This is a genomic window from Bradyrhizobium sp. SYSU BS000235 (genome assembly GCF_049747295.1).
In the GTDB taxonomy this organism is placed as follows: Bacteria; Pseudomonadota; Alphaproteobacteria; order Rhizobiales; family Xanthobacteraceae; genus Afipia.
On record NZ_JBMHJM010000001.1, the window covers coordinates 4,694,554 to 4,714,609 of the forward strand.

The 20,056-nt window shown below is 60.3% G+C and carries 13 protein-coding genes; 12 read left to right on the plus strand and 1 reads right to left on the minus strand.

The window, feature by feature from the left end; all coding sequences use genetic code 11:
- The first annotated feature begins 116 nt into the window (after positions 1 to 116).
- The 5 genes from rpoC to ACP0KA_RS22075 all read left to right on the plus strand — a co-directional run bounded on the left by rpoC (position 117) and on the right by ACP0KA_RS22075 (position 11,512).
- On the plus strand, positions 117 to 4,316 hold the full coding sequence (gene rpoC, locus ACP0KA_RS22055) for a DNA-directed RNA polymerase subunit beta' (protein WP_424630851.1): 4,200 nt from the start codon (positions 117 to 119) through the stop codon (positions 4,314 to 4,316).
- Positions 4,317 to 4,505: 189 nt separating this feature from the next.
- Positions 4,506 to 5,633: a helix-turn-helix transcriptional regulator gene (locus ACP0KA_RS22060; protein WP_424630852.1), complete on the plus strand. Its 1,128-nt coding sequence runs from the start codon at positions 4,506 to 4,508 to the stop codon at positions 5,631 to 5,633.
- Between the two features lie 382 nt (positions 5,634 to 6,015).
- Positions 6,016 to 7,131, plus strand: a complete 1,116-nt coding sequence (locus ACP0KA_RS22065) for a helix-turn-helix transcriptional regulator (RefSeq protein WP_424630853.1) — start codon at positions 6,016 to 6,018, stop codon at positions 7,129 to 7,131.
- Positions 7,132 to 7,294: 163 nt separating this feature from the next.
- Positions 7,295 to 9,358: an FAD-dependent oxidoreductase gene (locus ACP0KA_RS22070; RefSeq protein WP_424630854.1), complete on the plus strand. Its 2,064-nt coding sequence runs from the start codon at positions 7,295 to 7,297 to the stop codon at positions 9,356 to 9,358.
- A gap of 171 nt (positions 9,359 to 9,529) precedes the next feature.
- On the plus strand, positions 9,530 to 11,512 hold the full coding sequence (locus tag ACP0KA_RS22075; protein WP_424630855.1) for an ABC transporter ATP-binding protein: 1,983 nt from the start codon (positions 9,530 to 9,532) through the stop codon (positions 11,510 to 11,512).
- Positions 11,513 to 11,525: 13 nt separating this feature from the next.
- On the opposite strand, the gene ACP0KA_RS22080 is transcribed toward ACP0KA_RS22075, so the two are convergent.
- A complete protein-coding gene (locus ACP0KA_RS22080) occupies positions 11,526 to 12,695 on the minus strand; it encodes an FAD-dependent oxidoreductase (RefSeq protein WP_424630856.1) in 1,170 nt (389 codons plus the stop codon).
- A gap of 251 nt (positions 12,696 to 12,946) precedes the next feature.
- Here ACP0KA_RS22080 and ACP0KA_RS22085 point away from each other — a divergent pair, with 251 nt between their 5' ends.
- From ACP0KA_RS22085 to rpsJ, 7 genes are all read left to right on the plus strand, one after another.
- Positions 12,947 to 14,077, plus strand: a complete 1,131-nt coding sequence (locus ACP0KA_RS22085; RefSeq protein WP_424630857.1) for a GNAT family N-acetyltransferase — start codon at positions 12,947 to 12,949, stop codon at positions 14,075 to 14,077.
- Between the two features lie 131 nt (positions 14,078 to 14,208).
- Positions 14,209 to 14,676 carry a hypothetical protein gene (locus ACP0KA_RS22090; RefSeq protein WP_424630858.1) on the plus strand — a complete coding sequence of 156 codons (468 nt, stop codon included), beginning with the start codon at positions 14,209 to 14,211 and terminating at the stop codon, positions 14,674 to 14,676.
- A gap of 728 nt (positions 14,677 to 15,404) precedes the next feature.
- On the plus strand, positions 15,405 to 15,776 hold the full coding sequence (gene rpsL, locus ACP0KA_RS22095; RefSeq protein ID WP_002712306.1) for a 30S ribosomal protein S12: 372 nt from the start codon (positions 15,405 to 15,407) through the stop codon (positions 15,774 to 15,776).
- 14 nt (positions 15,777 to 15,790) lie between these two features.
- Positions 15,791 to 16,261, plus strand: a complete 471-nt coding sequence (rpsG, locus tag ACP0KA_RS22100) for a 30S ribosomal protein S7 (protein WP_424630859.1) — start codon at positions 15,791 to 15,793, stop codon at positions 16,259 to 16,261.
- A 32-nt stretch (positions 16,262 to 16,293) separates the two neighbouring features.
- Positions 16,294 to 18,366 (plus strand): elongation factor G, encoded by a 2,073-nt coding sequence (gene fusA, locus ACP0KA_RS22105; protein WP_424630860.1) that lies wholly within the window; start codon positions 16,294 to 16,296, stop codon positions 18,364 to 18,366.
- A gap of 37 nt (positions 18,367 to 18,403) precedes the next feature.
- Positions 18,404 to 19,594, plus strand: a complete 1,191-nt coding sequence (gene tuf, locus ACP0KA_RS22110) for an elongation factor Tu (RefSeq protein WP_424630861.1) — start codon at positions 18,404 to 18,406, stop codon at positions 19,592 to 19,594.
- 111 nt (positions 19,595 to 19,705) lie between these two features.
- On the plus strand, positions 19,706 to 20,014 hold the full coding sequence (gene rpsJ, locus ACP0KA_RS22115) for a 30S ribosomal protein S10 (RefSeq protein ID WP_002712302.1): 309 nt from the start codon (positions 19,706 to 19,708) through the stop codon (positions 20,012 to 20,014).
- The last annotated feature ends 42 nt before the right edge of the window (positions 20,015 to 20,056 follow it).

Genomic DNA, 20,056 nt, shown 5'->3' on the forward strand with positions numbered 1-20,056 from the left:
TTCCATGCCCGGCTTTTCAGCCGGGCATTCCACCCTGCGGGAACGTCACGCGAGGTGGGACGACAGGCGAATTTCGAATTTGCTGCCGATGACGATCGGCACGCGAGGAGAAGACGATGAACCAAGAAATTATGAATCTCTTCAATCCGACGACTCCGGCTCAGGTCTTCGACCAGATCCGCATCTCGATCGCGAGCCCTGAGAAGATTCTGTCGTGGTCGTACGGCGAAATCAAAAAGCCGGAAACCATCAATTACCGCACGTTCAAGCCCGAGCGTGACGGTCTGTTCTGCGCGCGCATCTTTGGACCGATCAAGGACTACGAGTGTCTTTGCGGCAAGTACAAGCGCATGAAGTACAAGGGCATCATCTGCGAAAAGTGCTCGGTCGAAGTGACGTTGTCACGCGTCCGACGCGAGCGCATGGGCCACATCGAACTGGCGGCGCCGGTTGCGCACATCTGGTTCCTGAAGTCGCTGCCCTCGCGCATCGGCCTTCTGCTCGACATGACGCTGAAGGATCTCGAGCGCATTCTGTATTTCGAATACTACGTCGTTCTCGAGCCGGGTCTGACCGCGCTCAAGGACCGTCAGCTGCTGTCGGAAGAAGAGTATCTCCGTGCGCAGGACGAATACGGCCAGGACAGCTTCACCGCCATGATCGGCGCGGAAGCTATCCGCGAGCTGTTGAAGGGTCTCGAGCTTGAGAAGCTCGAAGGCCAGCTTCGTGCCGAGATGGCGGAGACCGATTCCGACATCAAGCACAAGAAGCTCGCCAAGCGCCTGAAGATCGTCGAGGCATTCCGCTTTTCCGGTAACAAGCCGGAGTGGATGATCATGACCGTGGTGCCGGTGATTCCGCCGGACCTGCGTCCGCTGGTGCCGCTCGACGGCGGCCGCTTCGCGACCTCCGACCTCAACGACCTGTACCGCCGCGTCATCAACCGCAACAACCGCTTGAAGCGGCTGATGGAGCTGCGCGCGCCGGACATCATCATCCGCAACGAAAAGCGCATGCTGCAGGAAGCTGTGGACGCGCTGTTCGACAACGGCCGCCGCGGCCGCGTCATCACCGGCGCCAACAAGCGTCCGCTGAAGTCGCTCGCCGACATGCTGAAGGGCAAGCAGGGCCGCTTCCGTCAGAACCTGCTCGGCAAGCGCGTCGACTACTCGGGCCGTTCGGTCATCGTGGTCGGGCCGGAGCTGCGTCTGCATCAGTGCGGTCTGCCGAAGAAGATGGCGCTCGAGCTGTTCAAGCCGTTCATCTACTCGCGGCTTGACGCCAAGGGTCTGTCCACCACTGTGAAGCAGGCGAAGAAGCTGGTCGAGAAGGAGCGTCCCGAGGTTTGGGATATTCTCGACGAAGTCATTCGCGAGCATCCGGTGCTGCTGAACCGCGCGCCGACGCTGCATCGCCTCGGCATTCAGGCGTTCGAGCCCGTGCTGATCGAAGGCAAGGCGATCCAGCTTCACCCGCTGGTCTGCTCGGCGTTCAACGCTGACTTCGACGGCGACCAGATGGCCGTGCACGTTCCGCTGTCGCTCGAAGCGCAGTTGGAAGCGCGCGTCCTGATGATGTCGACCAACAACATCCTGCATCCCGCGAACGGTCAGCCGATCATCGTGCCGTCGCAGGACATCGTGCTTGGTCTGTATTACCTGTCGATCATGCGCAACGGCCTGAACGGCGAGGGCAAGGTCTACCGCGAGATGGCGGAGATCGAGCACGCGCTGTACTCGAAGGTCATCCACCTGCACACCAAGATCAAGTATAGCTGGACCGGTCTCGACGAGGACGGCAAGACCGTCACTCGTTTGTACGACACCACGGCCGGCCGCGTGATGCTCGGCCAGGTGTTGCCGAAGCACGAGAAGGTGCCGTTCGACGCCGTCAACAAGCTGATGACCAAGCGCGAAATCTCGGGCGTGATCGATCAGGTGTACCGTCATTGCGGTCAGAAGGAGACGGTGATCTTCTGCGACCGCATCATGGCGCTCGGCTTCCACAACGCCTTCAAGGCGGGCATTTCGTTCGGCAAGGACGACATGGTCGTGCCGCACAGCAAGTGGAAGATCGTCGACGACACCCGTTCGATGGCGAAGGAGTTCGAGCAGCAGTACAACGACGGCCTGATCACTCAGGGCGAGAAGTACAACAAGGTGGTCGATGCCTGGTCCAAGGCCAGCGAGAAGATCGCCGAAGAGATGATGAAGGAAATTTCCTCCGTCAAGAAGAACGACCAGGGTGCCGACTCGCAGATCAACTCGATCTACATGATGTCTCACTCCGGTGCGCGTGGTTCGCCGGCGCAGATGCGTCAGCTTGCCGGTATGCGCGGCCTGATGGCGAAGCCGGACGGTTCGATCATCGAAACGCCGATCGTGTCGAACTTCAAGGAAGGCCTGACGGTGATGGAGTACTTCAACTCCACCCACGGTGCCCGTAAGGGCCTCGCGGATACGGCGTTGAAGACTGCGAACTCCGGTTACCTCACGCGTCGTCTGGTGGACGTGGCGCAGGACTGCATCATCAATGCGGATGACTGCGGTACCAACCTCGGCATCAAGATGCGTGCGATCATCGACGCCGGTACGGTCGTTGCCTCGCTCGGCTCGCGTATTCTCGGCCGCACCGCGGGCGAGGATCTGCGTGACCCGACAACCAACAAGGTTGTCGTCAAGCGCGGCACGCTGATGGAGGAGACGCATGTCGACGCCATCCATCAGGCCGGTATCCAGGAAGTGAAGATCCGTTCGGCTCTGACCTGCGAACTGGTCAACGGCATCTGCGCTCAGTGCTACGGCCGCGATCTTGCTCGCGGTACGCCGGTCAACCACGGTGAAGCTGTCGGCGTTATCGCCGCGCAGTCGATCGGTGAACCCGGCACGCAGCTCACGATGCGTACGTTCCATATCGGCGGCGCCGCTCAGATTAACGAGCAGTCGTTCGTCGACTCGAACTTCGACGGTAAGATCGTCATCAAGAACCGTGCGATCGCCACCAACAGCGAAGGCGCCACTGTTGCGATGGTTCGCAACATGGTCGTCGCGGTTGTGGATCCGGACGGCACCGAGCGTGCAACGCACCGCATTCAGTACGGCGCGCGCATGCGGGTCGACGATGGCGATATGATCAAGCGCGGCCAGCGCATCACGGAGTGGGATCCGTATACACGCCCCATCCTGACGGAAGTCGAAGGCACGATCGGTTTCGAGGATCTGGTCGAAGGCCAGTCGATCTCGGAAACGCTCGACGAATCGACCGGTATCGCCAAGCGCGTGGTTATCGACTGGCGTACGACGGGCCGCGGTGCGGACCTGCGTCCGGCTATCGTGATCAAGGGCAAGGACGGCAAGGTGCTGAAGCTGGCACGTGGCGGCGACGCCCGTTACATGCTGTCGGTCGACGCCATTCTGTCGGTCGACGTCGGTGCAACGGTGAAGCCGGGCGACATTCTTGCGCGTATCTCGACCGAGAGCGCCAAGACCCGCGACATCACCGGCGGTCTGCCGCGCGTTGCCGAGTTGTTCGAGGCCCGCAAGCCGAAGGATGCCGCGATCATCGCGGAAATCGCCGGCACGATCCGCTTCGGCCGTGACTACAAGAACAAGCGCCGCATCTCGATCGAGCCGCTCGACAAGACTGAGGAGACCCGCGAGTACCTCATTCCAAAGGGCAAGCACATCCATCTGCAGGACGGCGACATCGTCGAAAAGGGCGATTTCATCGTCGAAGGCAATCCGGCGCCGCACGACATTCTGGCGATCAAGGGCATCGAGGAACTCGCTGCCTACCTGGTCAACGAAATCCAGGAAGTCTACCGGTTGCAGGGCGTGCTCATTAACGACAAGCACATCGAAGTGATTGTCCGTCAGATGCTGCAGAAGGTGGAGGTCTCCGACCAGGGCGAGACCGACATGATCTCGGGTGAGCAGGTCGATAAGATCGAGTTCGATGCGCTCAACCTGAAGGCGAAGGACGAAGGCAAGAAGCCTGCGACCGGAACGCCTGTGCTGCTCGGCATCACCAAGGCCAGCTTGCAGACGCGGTCGTTCTTCTCGGCAGCGTCGTTCCAGGAGACCACGCGCGTGCTCACCGAAGCTGCCGTCAACGGCAAGGTGGACCCGCTCGAAGGCCTCAAGGAGAACGTCATCGTTGGCCGTCTGATCCCGGCGGGCACCGGTGCATCGATGGCGAAGATCCGCGAAGTCGCAAGCAAGCGCGACCGCCTGATCCTCGACGAGCGCGAGAAGCAGGCCGCGATTGTGCCGAACGCTCCGGAGCCGGAGCCGTTGGCACTGCCGCCCGCGGAATAGTTCCGCCGCGCAAGGCGCGCATCACTCATGCTGAAAAGGCCGTCCTTCGGGGCGGCCTTTTTTGTGGGATGGTGAAACCGTCGGGGACATTTCCTGCGCGGTTCCCCGTAATTGCCCGAGGTCACGGCGACGGGAGACCATGTTAGTTCACAGCCTCGGTCTGTTTTTTTGCACGCAGTTGGGGATCACTTGGAACACCACGACACGGTTATCGCAGCGATTGAATCGATCTACATCGCGGCCGCCGAGCCAACCCATTGGCCCGTGACGTTGCAGGCGATTGCGGATTGCTTTGACGATGTCGGTGCGATCCTCATTTACGGAAGGGACGATGGCAGCTTCGGCGTCATTGAATCGCCATCGCTTGAACCGGTGAACGCCGAGTACGCGCTGCACTGGAGCACGCGCGACATCCGCGCACTTCGCTCACGTGAGCGGGGCTATTTTCTCAAGCGCGATGTCATCACCGACCGCGACATTCTCACTGCCGATGAGATAGAGACGGACCCGTTTTACAGTGATCTGCTGCGGCGGCATGGGCTGAAGTATTTTGCGGCGGCGATTGTGTCGCCTGATCCGCGCATCGAGGTTGCTTTAAGCGTCCAACGGGCGCTCGGCAGGGCGGAGTATTCCGAAGATGAGCTGAAAATCCTTGAGCGGCTGGCGCCGCATGTCGAGCGATCGTTGCGGCTCAGCATCCGCCTGATGGACGCGCAGTCCGTTCAAACGGGCCTCGCTGCCGCGCTGGCCCGCATCGGCATTGGTGTCTTCGCGCTGGACTCGCTCGGACGTATCGTCTTTTCCAACGCGGCATCTGAGGTGCTGCTGGGCGATGGACTTAACATTGTGCAGGATCGTCTGGTGCTCGCGAATCCGTCGACGAGTTCGGACGCTGTTGCGGCGATCCGCCGGGCGCTGGATGGGGCGCCCAATACGCTGTCGTGGGACACGACGCCGGTTCTCGTTCATCGCCAGCCGCCAAAGCGGCCACTTGTGCTTCACGTCCTGCCGTTGCCGCCGTCCAAGCAGCCATCTAACGAGTTTCTTGCCAGCGCGCGGGCCATCGTTCTGGTCAGCGATCCGGTGGCGACGGGCGTCGCCGATCCGGCGCTGATCCGCGATGTCCTGGGTGTCACGCTTGGCGAGGCGCGGATCGCGTCTCTGATCGGTTCAGGGATTTCGCCCAAGGAAGCTGCGGAAAGACTCGGGATCGCCGAGGAGACCGCCCGGTCAGTTTTGAAGCGCGTGTTCTCGAAAGCCGGCGTCTCGCGTCAGAGTGAACTGGCCGCCCTGATCTCGCGGCTTGCCTCGAAATAGCGGTAGGACAAGTTGCCGCAGAGGTCATATTGCACTGCAGGATCACCCATTTGGGGGATGTGACTTTTTGACAGCGTTTATATGCTGCACCTATTCTTTGACCGAGCCGATATTGTGGACGCATTGGGGCAGGCTATTGAAACTCATCTGATATTGGACCGCCATTGAACACGATCGTCTCGCGGCGATTATTTTGGTGTTCGTGGCTTCGCATAGCGGGAGAGACCTCCGGCAGGTCAGCGCAAGCTGGCCTGTTTTTTTACGGCGGGTTTGTCCGTCCGTCTGATTCAATGACGATCAACTTGCAAACGTTACTGTCGTTTTTTGCAACCCTGGCTATTCTGGCTCTTGAGGACAGCGACGATGCTCCAGGGTGGTGCGCGTGACGAACCTGTTCGATGAAACGCTGGCGGATCGCATCTACGAAGCGGCGGTGGTGCCGGAAAAGTGGCCGGCCGTTCTCGACGAAATGTCGGTCGCCGCTGATGGCGCCGGCGGGGTTTTGTTGACCGCCAACGTCAACCACATCATCGGCATCACGTCGCCCAATCTCAGATCCCTCTTCGAGGAGTTCGTGCGCGACGGCTGGGCGGAGAAGAACACACGTCCCGTCCGGTTGGCTGCCGCGAATTATCCAGGTTTCGTGAGCGAGTACGATCTCTTCACGGACGAGGAGCTGGATAACGACCCGGTCTACCGCGACTTCTACCGAAAGCATGGCCTCGGATGGGGGACAGGCACGATGGTCGAAACGCCGTCCGGCGACTCAATCATCTTTTCATTCGAGCGGGCCTATCACAAAGGACCGGTCCCCGCCGCGACGGTGAAGCAATTTGACGACCTGCGCCCGCATCTCGTGCGCGCGGCCTTGCTATCATCGCGTCTCGGACTTGAACGCGCGGTCGCCACCGCCAATGCGCTGCAATCGATCGGATTGCCGGGCGCGGTGCTGTTTCGCGGGGGCAGGCTTCTGGCCGCCAACCATCTGTTCGAACAATTGATGCCGACGCTGTTTCAGGATCGGCGCGACCGGCTGGTTCTCGCTGATACCGCGGCGGATGCGTTGCTCGCAGCCGCTCTTCGCGAGGGCCTGCTGACGGCCGGGCGAACCGCAGTGAGCTCAATTCCCGTTGCAGCAACCGAGAGGCATTCGCCGCTGATTCTCCATCTGCTGCCCGTGTGCGGCGCGGCGCACGATGTCTTCACGCGCGCCACCTCGCTGCTGGTGGTGACGCCGGTGGATCGGGCGATCGTGCCCAAGGCGCAGGTGCTGCAGGGGTTGTTCGACCTGACGCCGGCCGAGGCGCGGGTCGCACGAGGTATCGGCGAGGCGCAATCGATCGACGCGATTGCAGCGTCGCTTGGCGTGTCGAGCGAGACCGTACGCACCCAGCTCAAGGCGGTGCTGTCGAAAACCGGTCTGTCGCGGCAGCAGGAATTGATCAGCCTGCTGGCCGGAAAGGCGCTTCCCGTGTCCGAACCGCCAACGGGCTCCTAATCGGCGCAAAAGGCGGGTAAATGCCGTCTTTCTCGCTATTTTTGACATTTTTCACTGTCAAATCCCGCTTTGTTCATCTTTCCTTCAGATGGAAAAAGCTTTTGTTTAATTTGAGTTAGACCGTGTCTTCACCCGAACGGGGGACCGGCGGGCGAAGGACATCATGCTCGATCTTGCGATTGTTGGCGGCGGCCCTGGCGGCCTCATGAGTGCGTGGTATCTCAAGAAGAAACTTGGGACCCTCTGCCGCATAACCATTTATGAAGCGTCGGATCGCTTGGGCGGGAAGATCCTGACCAAGACGTTCGACACCGCGCCTGCGATGTATGAAGCGGGTGTGGCCGAGATCTACGATTACTCGATGACCGGCCCGGATCCTCTGCGTGAGTTGATCCAGCATTTCGGGCTGCAGACCATTCCGATGGATGCCGAGCAGGTGCAGCTTGACGGCGAGCTGCTCGATGACGTGCCCGGGATGCGCCGCAAGTACGGCCCGCAGACCGCGAAGGCGATCGAGGACTTCCGCAAGCAATGCGCCAAGATGGTGTCGCCGATCGAATACTACGAAGGCATCGGCGCGCACGACAACGAACACCCTTGGGCCTTTATGAGCGCTGAGGAACTGCTCGACCAAGAGGTCAAGGATCCGGTCGCCAAGCGTTTTCTCAAGGTGATGGCGCGCTCCGACATTGCGACCGAACCGCACAATACCAACGGCCTCAACGCGCTGAAGAACTTTGTGATGGATGTGGACGGCTACATCGGCCTCTATTCGATCCAGAACGGCAATGAGCAGCTTATCCACGGCCTGCGCAGCGAGATCGACGCCGACATCCAGTTGAACCACCGCGTGCTCAAGGTCGGCAAGGCCGACTCCGGTCGCTACGCCATCAACATGATGAATGGCAAGGGACCGATCACCAAGGAACACGATCTGGTGGTGATGTGCCTGCCGCACTCGTGGCTGGCCACGATGCGCTGGGACGGTGAATTGCTGCGCCACTCGATGGTCAAGCACGTCGCGTACTTCGATCGCCCCGCGCATTACCTCCGGGTCTCGATCCTGTTCGACGAGCCGTTCTGGGGCGACAAGGTTCCGGGCGCATGGTGGATGTCCGAGGCGTTCGGCGGTTGCTGCGTCTATGTCGAAGGCGCGCGCCACGATGTCGGACGGCATGGCGTGTTGAACTGGTTGATCCCTGGCTCGGATGCGCTCGCATTCGCCAATCTGAGCGACAAGGAACTGATCGACGCGGCGCTGAAGTCGCTGCCGGCGTCTTTCGGCAATGCCCGCGAGCACTTCCTGGAAGGCAAGATCCACCGCTGGCTGTCGTCGGTCAACGCAATCCCCGGCGGACTGCCGGCGCGTGACGTGATGACCAACCATCACCCCGAGCCGTATGAGCATCCGGGCTTCGTGGTGGTCGGCGACTATCTGTTCGACTCCACGTTGAACGGACTGCTGGATTCGTCGGACGCCGCGACCGACATCATCGTCACGCAGATGATGAAGCTGCGCTATGAGCGCGGCGATACCGGCAATGTGCCGTCGGACAAGATCGACCGCGCGTATTTCGAGAATTACCGCAACGTCGGTCCGTATGACGAGGTCTGGAGCCAGTTCACCGATCCCGACTATCTGATGAACCTGATCAAGATCGTCTGGGGTCGCGCGAAGGGCTACAAGTTGCTGGTCGCAGGTTCCGCGAGCGGCGAACTCGTCGGTGCGCTACGCGAACGCGGCATCGATGCCTGGGGCGTGGAAAACAACCGCTATATCCATGGCAAGACGCCGAAGGCGCTCAAGAAATACAACAAGCTCGGATCGGTGACGAAGCTGCCCTTCAAGAACGGCGAATTCGATTTCGTGTTCGAGACGAGCTTGTGCCATGTTACCCCCAAGCAGGTGTTGCGCGGGGTGCGTGAACTCAATCGCGTAGTGAAGAGCGGGGTCGTGTTCGGCTCGGTGACCAGCGACATGGTGCCGGCGGTGATCGACCGCTACGATCTGCTGCGCGGGGTGAAGAAGCTCGGGACCTGGTGGGAATGGTCCGAACTGTTCTTCGGCAACGGCTTCGATCTCTCGATGCACCGTCGCGACACCACCGACGCCGTCTGGGAAGCGACGCTGGCGGCCAAGAAGGGGCCGGGCGACTGGTACGCGGACGCCGACAGCCTGCGTTATTCGTTCTTTGACAAGGTCAACGACGACGAAGACGACGACTGATCGCGCGCCACATCGCTGACGGTTTGGCGAATGCGGCGGGCGTCGCTATAGTGGCTGCGCGGTGAGCGAGTGGTGGATTCGCTTGTGCTGGCCGCGTTCGGGGGCGGCGGCATATCCAGCCATCGCAATCAATTCTGATACGAACGTCAGATCCAGCGCGACGGTTACTTCATGCCGACCAATCCTTTCTCCAAAAAGAATGACAAGCCTGTGAAGGGCAAGCCGCTCGATGAGGAGGAGGCGCGCCTGGCGGCTGTGGAGGAAGAGCTGCCTGAGCCGCCGGCCATCGACGATCTCGACGACGATGACGACGACGAGGAACTCGTCGCCTATACCGCGAAGGAAGCCGCGGGCGCGTTCGCGACCGTCTGGCGCTTCACCAAGCCACATCTGCAGCACTACCGGATGTGGTGCGCCTTCGTGGCGATCGGTCTTTTCATCGAGACGCTGTTCAACGTCATCATGCCGTTGAGCTTGAAATACCTGATCGACGACGCGCTCGGTGAGGAAGATTTTCATGCGCTCTACGTGATCCTGTCGGTGCTCGCGGCCGCAGGCATCATCACATCCATTGTCGCCGTCTGGTACGAGCGCTGGGACGCGCGGCTGACCGCCTCGATGATCGCGGACGTGCGCACGCGATTGTTCGATCACGTGCAGAACTTGCCGGCTTCCTATTTTGGACGCACCAAACGCGGCGAAATCCTGTCGCGCTTTTCAGTGGACATGGCGGGCTACGAATCCTCGGTGAAGCATTTCGCGAACAGCGCCGCGTTGCCGTTCCTCGAGCTGATCGCCGGCATCGGGCTGATGATCTGGCTCAACTGGCAGCTTGCGGTGGTGGCGTTGCTGGTGTTCCCGATCACATTGATCGGTCCGCGCATTTTGACGCCGAAAGCCGTCAAGGCCAATTACGAGCAGAAGGTCAACGAGGCGGCCATTCTCGGCGTGGTGCAGGAAAACGTCGCCGCTCAGATGGTCGTGAAAGCTTTCGGCCTGCAGCGCAAGGCGTTCGGCTGGTTCGCCTTCCGCAACCGGGGGGCACGCCACTCCATGGCGGAGGCGACGTTTCTCTCGACCATGGTGGAGCGCACGGTCACGGTGTCCGTGCTGCTGCTGCATCTCGTCGTGCTGGCGATCGGTGCGTATCTCGCAACCATCGGCAAGATCACGGTCGGGACGTTCGTCACCTTTGAGAGCGCGTTCTGGGAAATTTCCTACAACATCGCGCATCTCATGCACTTCATTCCGGTGGCCATCCAGGCGTCGGCCTCAGTGCAGCACATGGAAGAGCTATTGGATGAGCCGACCCGAGGCGCCGATCGTCCGGGCGCGCCGGACCTGCCGCGCATCACCAACGACATCACCTTCGACCGTGTCGTCTTCAAGTACGATGGCAGCGACACCGCGGTGATCGATGGGCTCTCGCTCAAGCTTGCGGTGGGGAAGAAGATTGCAATCGTCGGGCCCAGCGGTTCGGGCAAGAGCACGCTGCTCAACCTGATCCTGCGTCTCTATCCGCCGAACGAGGGCAGGGTCACGATCGATGGCGTCGACATCCGCAAGGTGACGCGCGACTCCCTGCGCAAGGGCATGGCCGTCGTGTTCCAGGAGAACATGCTGTTCAACATGTCGATCCGCGAAAATATTCGGCTCGGCAAGGAAGGCGCGACCGATGCCGAGGTGGTGGAAGCCGCCAAGAAGGCCGAGATCCACAACTACATCATGACGCTGCCGCAGAAGTACAACACGGTGGTCGGCGAGCGCGGCGATACCCTGTCGGGCGGACAACGCCAGCGCATCGCCATTGCGCGCGCCATCGTGCGCAATCCGTCGATCCTGCTGCTGGACGAGGCGACGTCCGCACTCGATCAGACCACGGAAGCAGCTATCAACCGCACACTGTTCAAGGTTGCGGAAGGCCGAACCATGCTGTTCTCCACCCATCGGCTGACCTCGGTGGTCGAGATGGACGAAATCATCGTGATCAGCGGCGGCAAGGCCATCGAGCGCGGCTCACATGCCGAACTGCTCGCGGCCAATGGCACCTATCGCAAGCTGTGGGACGATCAGCTTCATAAGTCGCACGAACCTGTCGGTGACGACGATGATGAAGACGATGACGATGAGGATGATGACGACGACGAGGATTGAATCCTCGTTACTGTTACGGCTGGGCAGTCCGTCTGACCGCCGTCGTCTCGCGCAGGCTGCGCAGCAGGCCCATGCCAAGGCGCACGGCGAAGCGTATCCAGCGGCGGACGTGCCACGACAATCCGGTATCGATCGACATGGAGCGCAGATTGTAGGCCTCCCGCGTGGATTCCTCGTCGCAGGCCCGCTTTTCCGGATCGTCGTAGAATTGTGAGATTTTCAGCAGGCCCATACCCGGCGTCTTGAGCCATGCGGGAATGTAGACGTTGCAGAGCCGTTCCACGTCCGTGAACACCTTGCCCGTACCGGTGCCGGCTGCAGGGCAGGAGGTCGCAAAGGCATCACCGACCAGCACGATGCCGGCCTGCAGATGTCCCTTGGTGACATAGAGATCCGCCGGGCGGATCTTGATGTCGCCCTCGACTTTGAAATCACCGGTCAGCGCGCGCAGATGCGGCATGATCTCGTGCAGGGCGTCTTCCGGTGTCCGGCGCATGCGGCGCAGCCACGGATCTTCCATGGTCCGATAGACCATCAGGTTCGCGCGCATCACAGAGCCAATCGGAAACAGCGTCAGGTATGACATCTGCGCGGCGGAGTTTTCCGTAAAATAGGTCAGAGCCGGGAATTCGAACTTGTCGCGGCCAACCGGCGTAAGATTGAAGCCGACGGTGATCGAATGGCACGGGCTGGTGATTTCGCGCTCGATCCCAAGCGAATGACGCAGGCCGATGTTCAATCCGTTGGCGAGCACGACCAGCCGCGTGATGATCTCTTCGCCGTTGGACAGCGTCAGTGTCTGCCGCTCCGTGCTGGTCTTGATCCCCGTCACCTTGGCTTCGATGAATTCGATGCCGGCAGGAATCTCGTTGCGCACGGTGTTGACGAGCGTGTCGTAGAAAATTCCGTTCTGGTCGCTGGGGCGGCGCTTGTCGAGCAGGCGGCCAAGCCGGGCAACCCAGACGTTGTTGTCGAGCGTTGCTGCACGCAGCACGGGTTCAGCGAGACCGGTCTTGCGTAAAATGCCGACCTGATGGCTGTCGAGTTTTTCGCAGCGGAAGTCGGGCGGATAAACGTTGTGCGGATCGATCAGGATCGCGGAAATGCCTGCGCGGCCAAGCATGGCCGCTGCCGTCGACCCGGCCAGTCCGCCGCCAACGATTGCAATATCCGCCTGTCGCATGAAACGCCTCTTTCCCGATAGCGTACCATTGCGACTGCAACTTCGACTAAAGCTTGAATGAAACAGGGTGAATCGCCGGCGAGGTTAATGCTGAGAAAACGCGTTTATTAACGCTTTAATTGTTTGCTTCTTGCCTGCGTTAGGCTGCCGCAGCATTAATGCTTACGTAGCGCGTATTAGCGCGTCGCATTGCCTTCACGGTACCGCAATCCGACGGCGATAGTTGTTTCAAGGCGTCGCGGGTCCTTTTTATGATTTCGGTTACGATCGCATCGCCGGATAAGGATTTTAAGGCGCAGTGGGATGATCTCATTGCGCGTGCGCCCGGCAACGTCTTCATGAATCCTGTGGCGCTGAAGGCGGCCCTCGACACCATGTTCGCAGTGGTTCACGTGCTGCTGGCGTGGGAAGAGGGCGTCGAGCCTGCGCGGCTCGTTGGCCTATGGGCCCTGCAACAGCGCAGCGTCATGTTCATGTGGCCGGCTTTGCTTGAAGCACGCCCGTACAACTACGCATTCCTCTCGACCCCGGTGATCGATCCTGCGTTTGCCGGCGAGGTGATCCCGGCGTTCTTCGCCGCGATCCGCAACAATCGGGCGCTGCCCAATGTGGTCAGTCTTCGGGAAATGGATGCGGAGTCGCAGGCGTACGCGGCCATTCAAAAGACCATCGCCGATGAACATCACGCGCATGTGATGCTCACCGAAAGCGCCCGCCCGTTCGTATCCCGTGAGCGCGGCGTGAAGGGTTCGGGTTCGACGCGCAAGAAGCTGCGTCAGGACTGGAACAGGCTGTCCGCGCTCGGCAAACTCGAGGTCGTCAATGAACGGTCCGGCGATGCTGCGCGCGCCGCGTTCGAGCAGTTTCTCGATCTGGAGCGGCGAAGCTGGAAAGGCGCGGAGGGGACCGCCATCCTCTGCGACGATCACGACGCACAGTTCACGCGCAAACTGATCGGCGATCTCGCGGACGACGGAAACGCGTCGGTGGCGCTGTTGCGTCTCGACGACCGGCCGATTGCAGCGCAGGTGGTGATGTATTGCGGGACCACGGCTTACACGTGGAAGATCGCATTCGATTCCGAATTCGCGAAATACTCGCCAGGGTCTCTGCTGGTCGACAAGCTGCCCGAACAGCTTTTCAGCTCCAGCAATGTGCAGGTGATCGATTCCTGCTCGGCGGAAACCAGCTTCATGGCGCAGCTGTGGACCGGCCGAAAGACGATGGTCGACATGGTTGTCGATGTCGGCTCGCGGCGCTCGCTGGTGTTCTCGATGGAGGCCGCGCGGCAGTTCGGCTACGAGAAGCTGCGGACGCTGCGTGACCGGCTGCGCGCCATGTCACTGTTGCCGGCGAAGCGCCGGCTTGCCCCGTCGCAATAAGCTCGCGCTTTGGACTCTCATAAGATCAAGCGTGTGCGCCTCGCTTTGAACGTTTCCCGTCAGCTCGCGACCAAGCCGTAAGGGCGGGCGACGGATGTCGGCCTTTCTGCTGTTCTGAAAGGCGAGGTTGCGTGAGATTCTGGTACATCCCATTCGCGATTCTGATCCACTGTTTGGCCAGCCTCGTCATCGCGCCCTCGATCGTGTTCCTGGTATCGGACACGTTGGTCGGCCAATGGACGACCAATCTCGCCATGCTGAGGCGCGGCCTGCTTGATGATGCGCTGCGGCCTTACATGCTGTCGGCGTGCTTTGCCTTCGCGCTGGCGCCAGGGCTTGTCGGCGTGTGGTCGGGCAGGGAGCTGATTCTGGGCCGGGCACTGGGAGCCAAAAGCGCCGCGATTCTCGCGGCCATCTCGGGGGCGCTCTCGGTTCTCCTTTACCTCGTGCTGCTCCACGTCTTGCGGGCATCTGGCCATCGCGTCTGGCCGTCCTGGCCTCGTTCGGGATTCGGCACACGGTCCCCTTGGTCATCGCGCTCTGGGCGCTGCTCCAGCCGGATTGTCCGCGCAATGGGGCGAAGAGACGCACTCCGCTAGACGCCTCCACTAGAATTAGGGTGCGGTCGATCTTCTAAGATATTGATTTTAAAACAAAATATCCCATATGGGGAGAGCGGCGTGTCCTGGTGGGATGTTTCCCGTGCATGGCTTGGCGCAACTGAGAGGCATCGGTTTCGGCGTTGTGGGCGGCTCAGGAATCGCTTCGAAGCCGCGAGTGGACGATTCGACCGTGCAGCGCAAAAAGCGTTGCCACTGTCACACTCAGAGTGCGAGAAGTGGCTCTGCCGCTTGCGTTTTTGCGATGTCGTTTGTTCTTGACTTAGATCGGCATGGCTTATACAAACCGGCCACTTCACGACAGGCGGTGAGCTTCTTCACGTCGGAACGGACCACCATTTCAGCCTTTGCCTCGCCAAATTGGCCTCGCCAGGATGAAACGGCACCAACCTCGACGAATGTCGCTCAGACGCTGTCGGCACTAGCCAGGCAATGCCAGGACATTATTGGTCTCAAGAGCGACTGCTCAAGGGGTCAGTCTCGGATGCATGACCCCGGTCTGTCTCAGGTGAAAGCCTGACGAGCCGTGGTCCTCTGTGGCGTCCAAGCGCTTTCCATTCAGTGATGAATGGGTGGCGCGATTTCGTTTTGCGTGGATGAACGCGCGGGATGAGGTCGATGGGCCGACGTGAAGCGAGTGGGGCGGTTGCTCCTAACGAATTTGCGAAGCCGATGAGGTTTCGCGCGAACAAGGGTGAAGGCGAACGATGCCGACGATCAACCAGCTGATCGCAAATCCACGCGAAGCGCAAAAGTCGCGCAAGAAGGTTCCTGCTCTGCAGCAGTCGCCGCAGAAGCGTGGTGTTTGCACTCGCGTCTATACGACCACTCCGAAGAAGCCGAACTCGGCGCTTCGTAAGGTTGCAAAGGTGCGCTTGACCAACGGCTTCGAGGTCATCGGCTACATTCCGGGTGAAGGCCACAATCTTCAGGAGCACTCGGTGGTCATGATCCGCGGCGGCCGCGTCAAGGACTTGCCGGGCGTTCGCTACCACATCCTCCGCGGCGTTCTCGATACGCAGGGCGTCAAGAACCGCAAGCAGCGTCGTTCGAAGTACGGCGCGAAGCGTCCGAAGTAATCGGGGATTTATCGATGTCTCGTCGCCATTCTGCTGAAAAGCGTGAAGTGAACCCGGATCCGAAGTTCGGGAGCATCGTCATCACGAAGTTCATGAATTCGATCATGTACGACGGCAAGAAGTCTGCCGCCGAAAATATCGTGTACGGCGCGCTTACCACGATTGAAGCCAAGACCAAGCAGAGCCCGATCACGGTGTTCGAGCAGGCTTTGGAAAACGTCATGCCGACCATCGAAGTGCGTTCTCGCCGTGTTGGCGGTGCGACGTACCAGGTGCCGGTCGAAGTTCGTTCGACCCGCCGTCAGGCGCTCGGCATTCGCTGGCTGATTACGGCTGCACGCGGCCGCAACGAAAAGACAATGACTGAGCGGCTCTCCGCGGAGTTGCTCGATGCGTCAAACAACCGGGGGAACGCGGTCAAGAAGCGTGAAGACGTGCACAAGATGGCGGAAGCCAACCGTGCATTCTCGCATTATCGCTGGTAACGGCGTCTCGAACCGGAATTAAGGACAGACCCATGCCCCGCCAACATGCCATTGAGGACTACCGTAACTTCGGTATCATGGCGCATATCGACGCTGGTAAGACCACGACGACTGAGCGCATCCTCTATTACACCGGCAAGAGCCACAAAATCGGCGAAGTGCACGAAGGTGCTGCGACGATGGACTGGATGGAGCAGGAGCAGGAGCGCGGCATCACCATTACGTCGGCCGCGACCACCGCGTTCTGGAACGGCAAGCGTCTGAACATCATCGACACCCCCGGCCACGTCGACTTCACCATCGAAGTCGAGCGTTCGCTGCGCGTGCTCGACGGCGCCGTTTGCGTTCTCGACTCCAACCAGGGTGTCGAGCCGCAGACCGAGACCGTTTGGCGTCAGGGCGACAAGTATAAAGTTCCACGTATCGTCTTCGCTAACAAAATGGATAAGACGGGCGCGGACTTCTACAAGTGCCTTCAGGACATCATTGATCGCCTCGGTGCGAAGCCGGTTGCGATTCAGTTGCCGATCGGCGCAGAGAACAATTTCAAGGGCCTCATCGATCTCGTTCGCATGAAGGCGGTCGTCTGGAAGGACGAGGCGCTCGGTGCGAAGTACGAGGACGAAGAGATTCCGGCTGACATGGCCGACAAGGCCAAGGAATACCGCGAGAAGATGATCGAGGCCGCCGTCGAGCTCGACGACGATGCGCTCACCGCATTCCTGGATGGCGTCGAGCCGGACGAAGCAACGCTGAAGAAGCTCCTCCGCAAGGCGGTGCTGACCGGTGCATTCTATCCTGTGCTTTGCGGTTCGGCGTTCAAGAACAAGGGCGTACAGCCGTTGCTTGACGCGGTGGTTGATTACCTGCCGTCGCCGATCGACGTGCCTGCCATCAAGGGCACCGATGAAGACGGTAACGAAGTCGTTCGCAAGGCGGACGACAAGGAGCCGCTGTCGCTGCTCGCGTTCAAGATCATGGACGACCCGTTCGTCGGCACCATCACGTTCTGCCGTATCTACTCGGGCGTGCTGATGAGCGGCACCGGTGTCATCAACTCGACCCGCGAGAAGAAAGAACGTATCGGCCGCATGCTGTTGATGCATGCGAACAACCGTGAAGACATCAAGGAAGCCTATGCCGGCGATATCGTCGCGTTGGCTGGCCTCAAGGAAGCTCGCACCGGCGACACGCTGTGCGATCCGGACAAGCCGGTCATCCTTGAAAAGATGGAATTCCCGGAGCCGGTGATCGAAATCGCGATCGAGCCGAAGTCGAAGGCCGACCAGGAAAAGCTCGGCGTCGCGCTGGCGAAGCTTGCTGCGGAAGATCCGTCTTTCCGTGTGTCGACCGATCACGAGTCCGGTCAGACCATCCTGAAGGGCATGGGCGAACTCCATCTCGACATCAAGGTCGACATTCTCCGTCGCACCTACAAGGTCGATGCCAACATCGGCGCGCCGCAGGTTGCGTTCCGCGAGAAGATCACCAAGCCGGCAGAGGTCAAGTATACCCACAAGAAGCAGACCGGCGGTACGGGCCAGTTCGCTGAAGTGTCGATCGTGGTCGAGCCGACGGAGCCGGGTGCCGGCTTCCAGTTCGAGTCCAAGATCGTCGGCGGTGCTGTTCCGAAGGAATACATCCCGGGCGTTGAAAAGGGCCTGAACAGCGTCATGACCTCGGGCGTGGTCGCCGGCTTCCCGGTGGTCGACGTCAAGGTTTCGCTGGTGGACGGCAAGTATCACGACGTCGACTCATCGGCGCTCGCCTTCGAAATCGCTTCGCGCGCTGCTTTCCGCGAAGCGCTGCAGAAGGGCAAGTCGGTCCTCCTCGAGCCGATCATGAAGGTCGAGGTGGTGACGCCCGAAGATTACACCGGTTCTGTGATTGGCGACTTGAACTCACGTCGCGGTCAGATCCAGGGCCAAGACATGCGCGGCAACGCCAACGTCATCAATGCGATGGTGCCGCTCATGAACATGTTCGGTTACGTGAACAACCTGCGCTCGATGAGCCAGGGTCGCGCGACCTTCACGATGCAGTTCGATCACTACGCTGAAGCTCCAGCGAACGTGTCGGCGGAAGTCCAGAAGAAGTTTGCTTGATTTCTTTGGCGTAAGTCAAAGTTGAACGGAGAACGTCATGGCTAAAGAGAAATTTGAACGTAAGAAACCCCACTGCAACATCGGCACCATCGGTCACGTCGACCATGGCAAGACGTCGCTGACGGCGGCTATCACGAAGGTTCTGGCCGAAGCTGGTGGTGCTACGTTCACGGCTTATGATCAGATCGACAAGGCGCCGGAAGAGAAGGCCCGCGGCATCACCATCTCGACCGCACACGTCGAGTACGAGACCGCGAACCGCCACTATGCGCACGTCGACTGCCCCGGCCACGCCGACTACGTGAAGAACATGATCACCGGCGCTGCCCAGATGGACGGTGCGATCCTTGTCGTGTCCGCTGCTGACGGCCCGATGCCGCAGACCCGTGAGCACATCCTGCTCGCTCGTCAGGTCGGCGTTCCTGCGCTCGTCGTGTTCATGAACAAGTGCGACATGGTCGACGATCCGGAGCTCCTGGAGCTCGTGGAAATGGAAGTCCGTGAATTGCTCTCGAAGTACAACTTCCCGGGCGACGACATTCCGATCATCAAGGGTTCGGCGCTTGCCGCTCTCGAAAACTCGAACCCGAAGCTCGGCCACGACGCCGTTCTCGAGTTGATGGCTGCTGTTGACTCCTACATTCCGCAGCCGGAGCGTCCGATCGACCAGCCGTTCCTGATGCCGGTTGAAGACGTGTTCTCGATCTCGGGCCGCGGTACCGTTGTGACCGGTCGTGTCGAGCGCGGCATCGTGAAGGTTGGCGAAGAAATCGAAATCGTCGGTCTGAAGGCCACCCAGAAGACCACGGTGACCGGCGTCGAAATGTTCCGCAAGCTGCTCGATCAGGGCCAGGCTGGCGACAACATCGGTGCTCTTCTCCGCGGCACCAAGCGCGAGGAAGTCGAGCGCGGCCAGGTTCTCTGCAAGCCGGGTTCGGTCAAGCCGCACACCAAGTTCAAGGCTGAGGCGTACATCCTCACCAAGGAAGAGGGAGGTCGTCACACCCCGTTCTTCACCAACTACCGTCCGCAGTTCTACTTCCGCACGACCGACGTGACGGGCGTAGTTCACCTGCCGGAAGGCACCGAGATGGTGATGCCGGGCGACAACATCGCGATGGAAGTGCACCTGATCGTGCCGATCGCGATGGAAGAGAAGCTCCGCTTCGCTATCCGTGAAGGCGGCCGCACCGTCGGTGCAGGCGTCGTCGCAAGCATCATCGAGTAATAAACGATCCGTCGACGTGCCCGGCTGTAACAAGCCGGGCACTCACGACCCCTCTGAGTAAACGTGGATGGCCGGGCTGACCGGTCGCGACGGACAAGAAAGACAACGGCAATGAACGGCCAGAATATTCGCATTCGTCTCAAGGCGTTCGACCATCGAATCCTCGATACGTCGACCCGCGAGATCGTGAACACGGCGAAGCGTACCGGTGCTCAGGTTCGCGGACCTATTCCGCTGCCGACCCGCATTGAGAAGTTTACCGTCAACCGTTCGCCGCACGTCGACAAGAAGAGCCGCGAGCAGTTCGAGATGCGCACTCACAAGCGCCTTCTCGATATCGTCGACCCGACCCCGCAGACAGTCGATGCTTTGATGAAGCTCGACTTGGCCGCAGGTGTCGACGTCGAAATCAAGCTCTAAGAATTTTGTAAGTCCGCGGTGGCGGACAGAAAGAACAGGAAG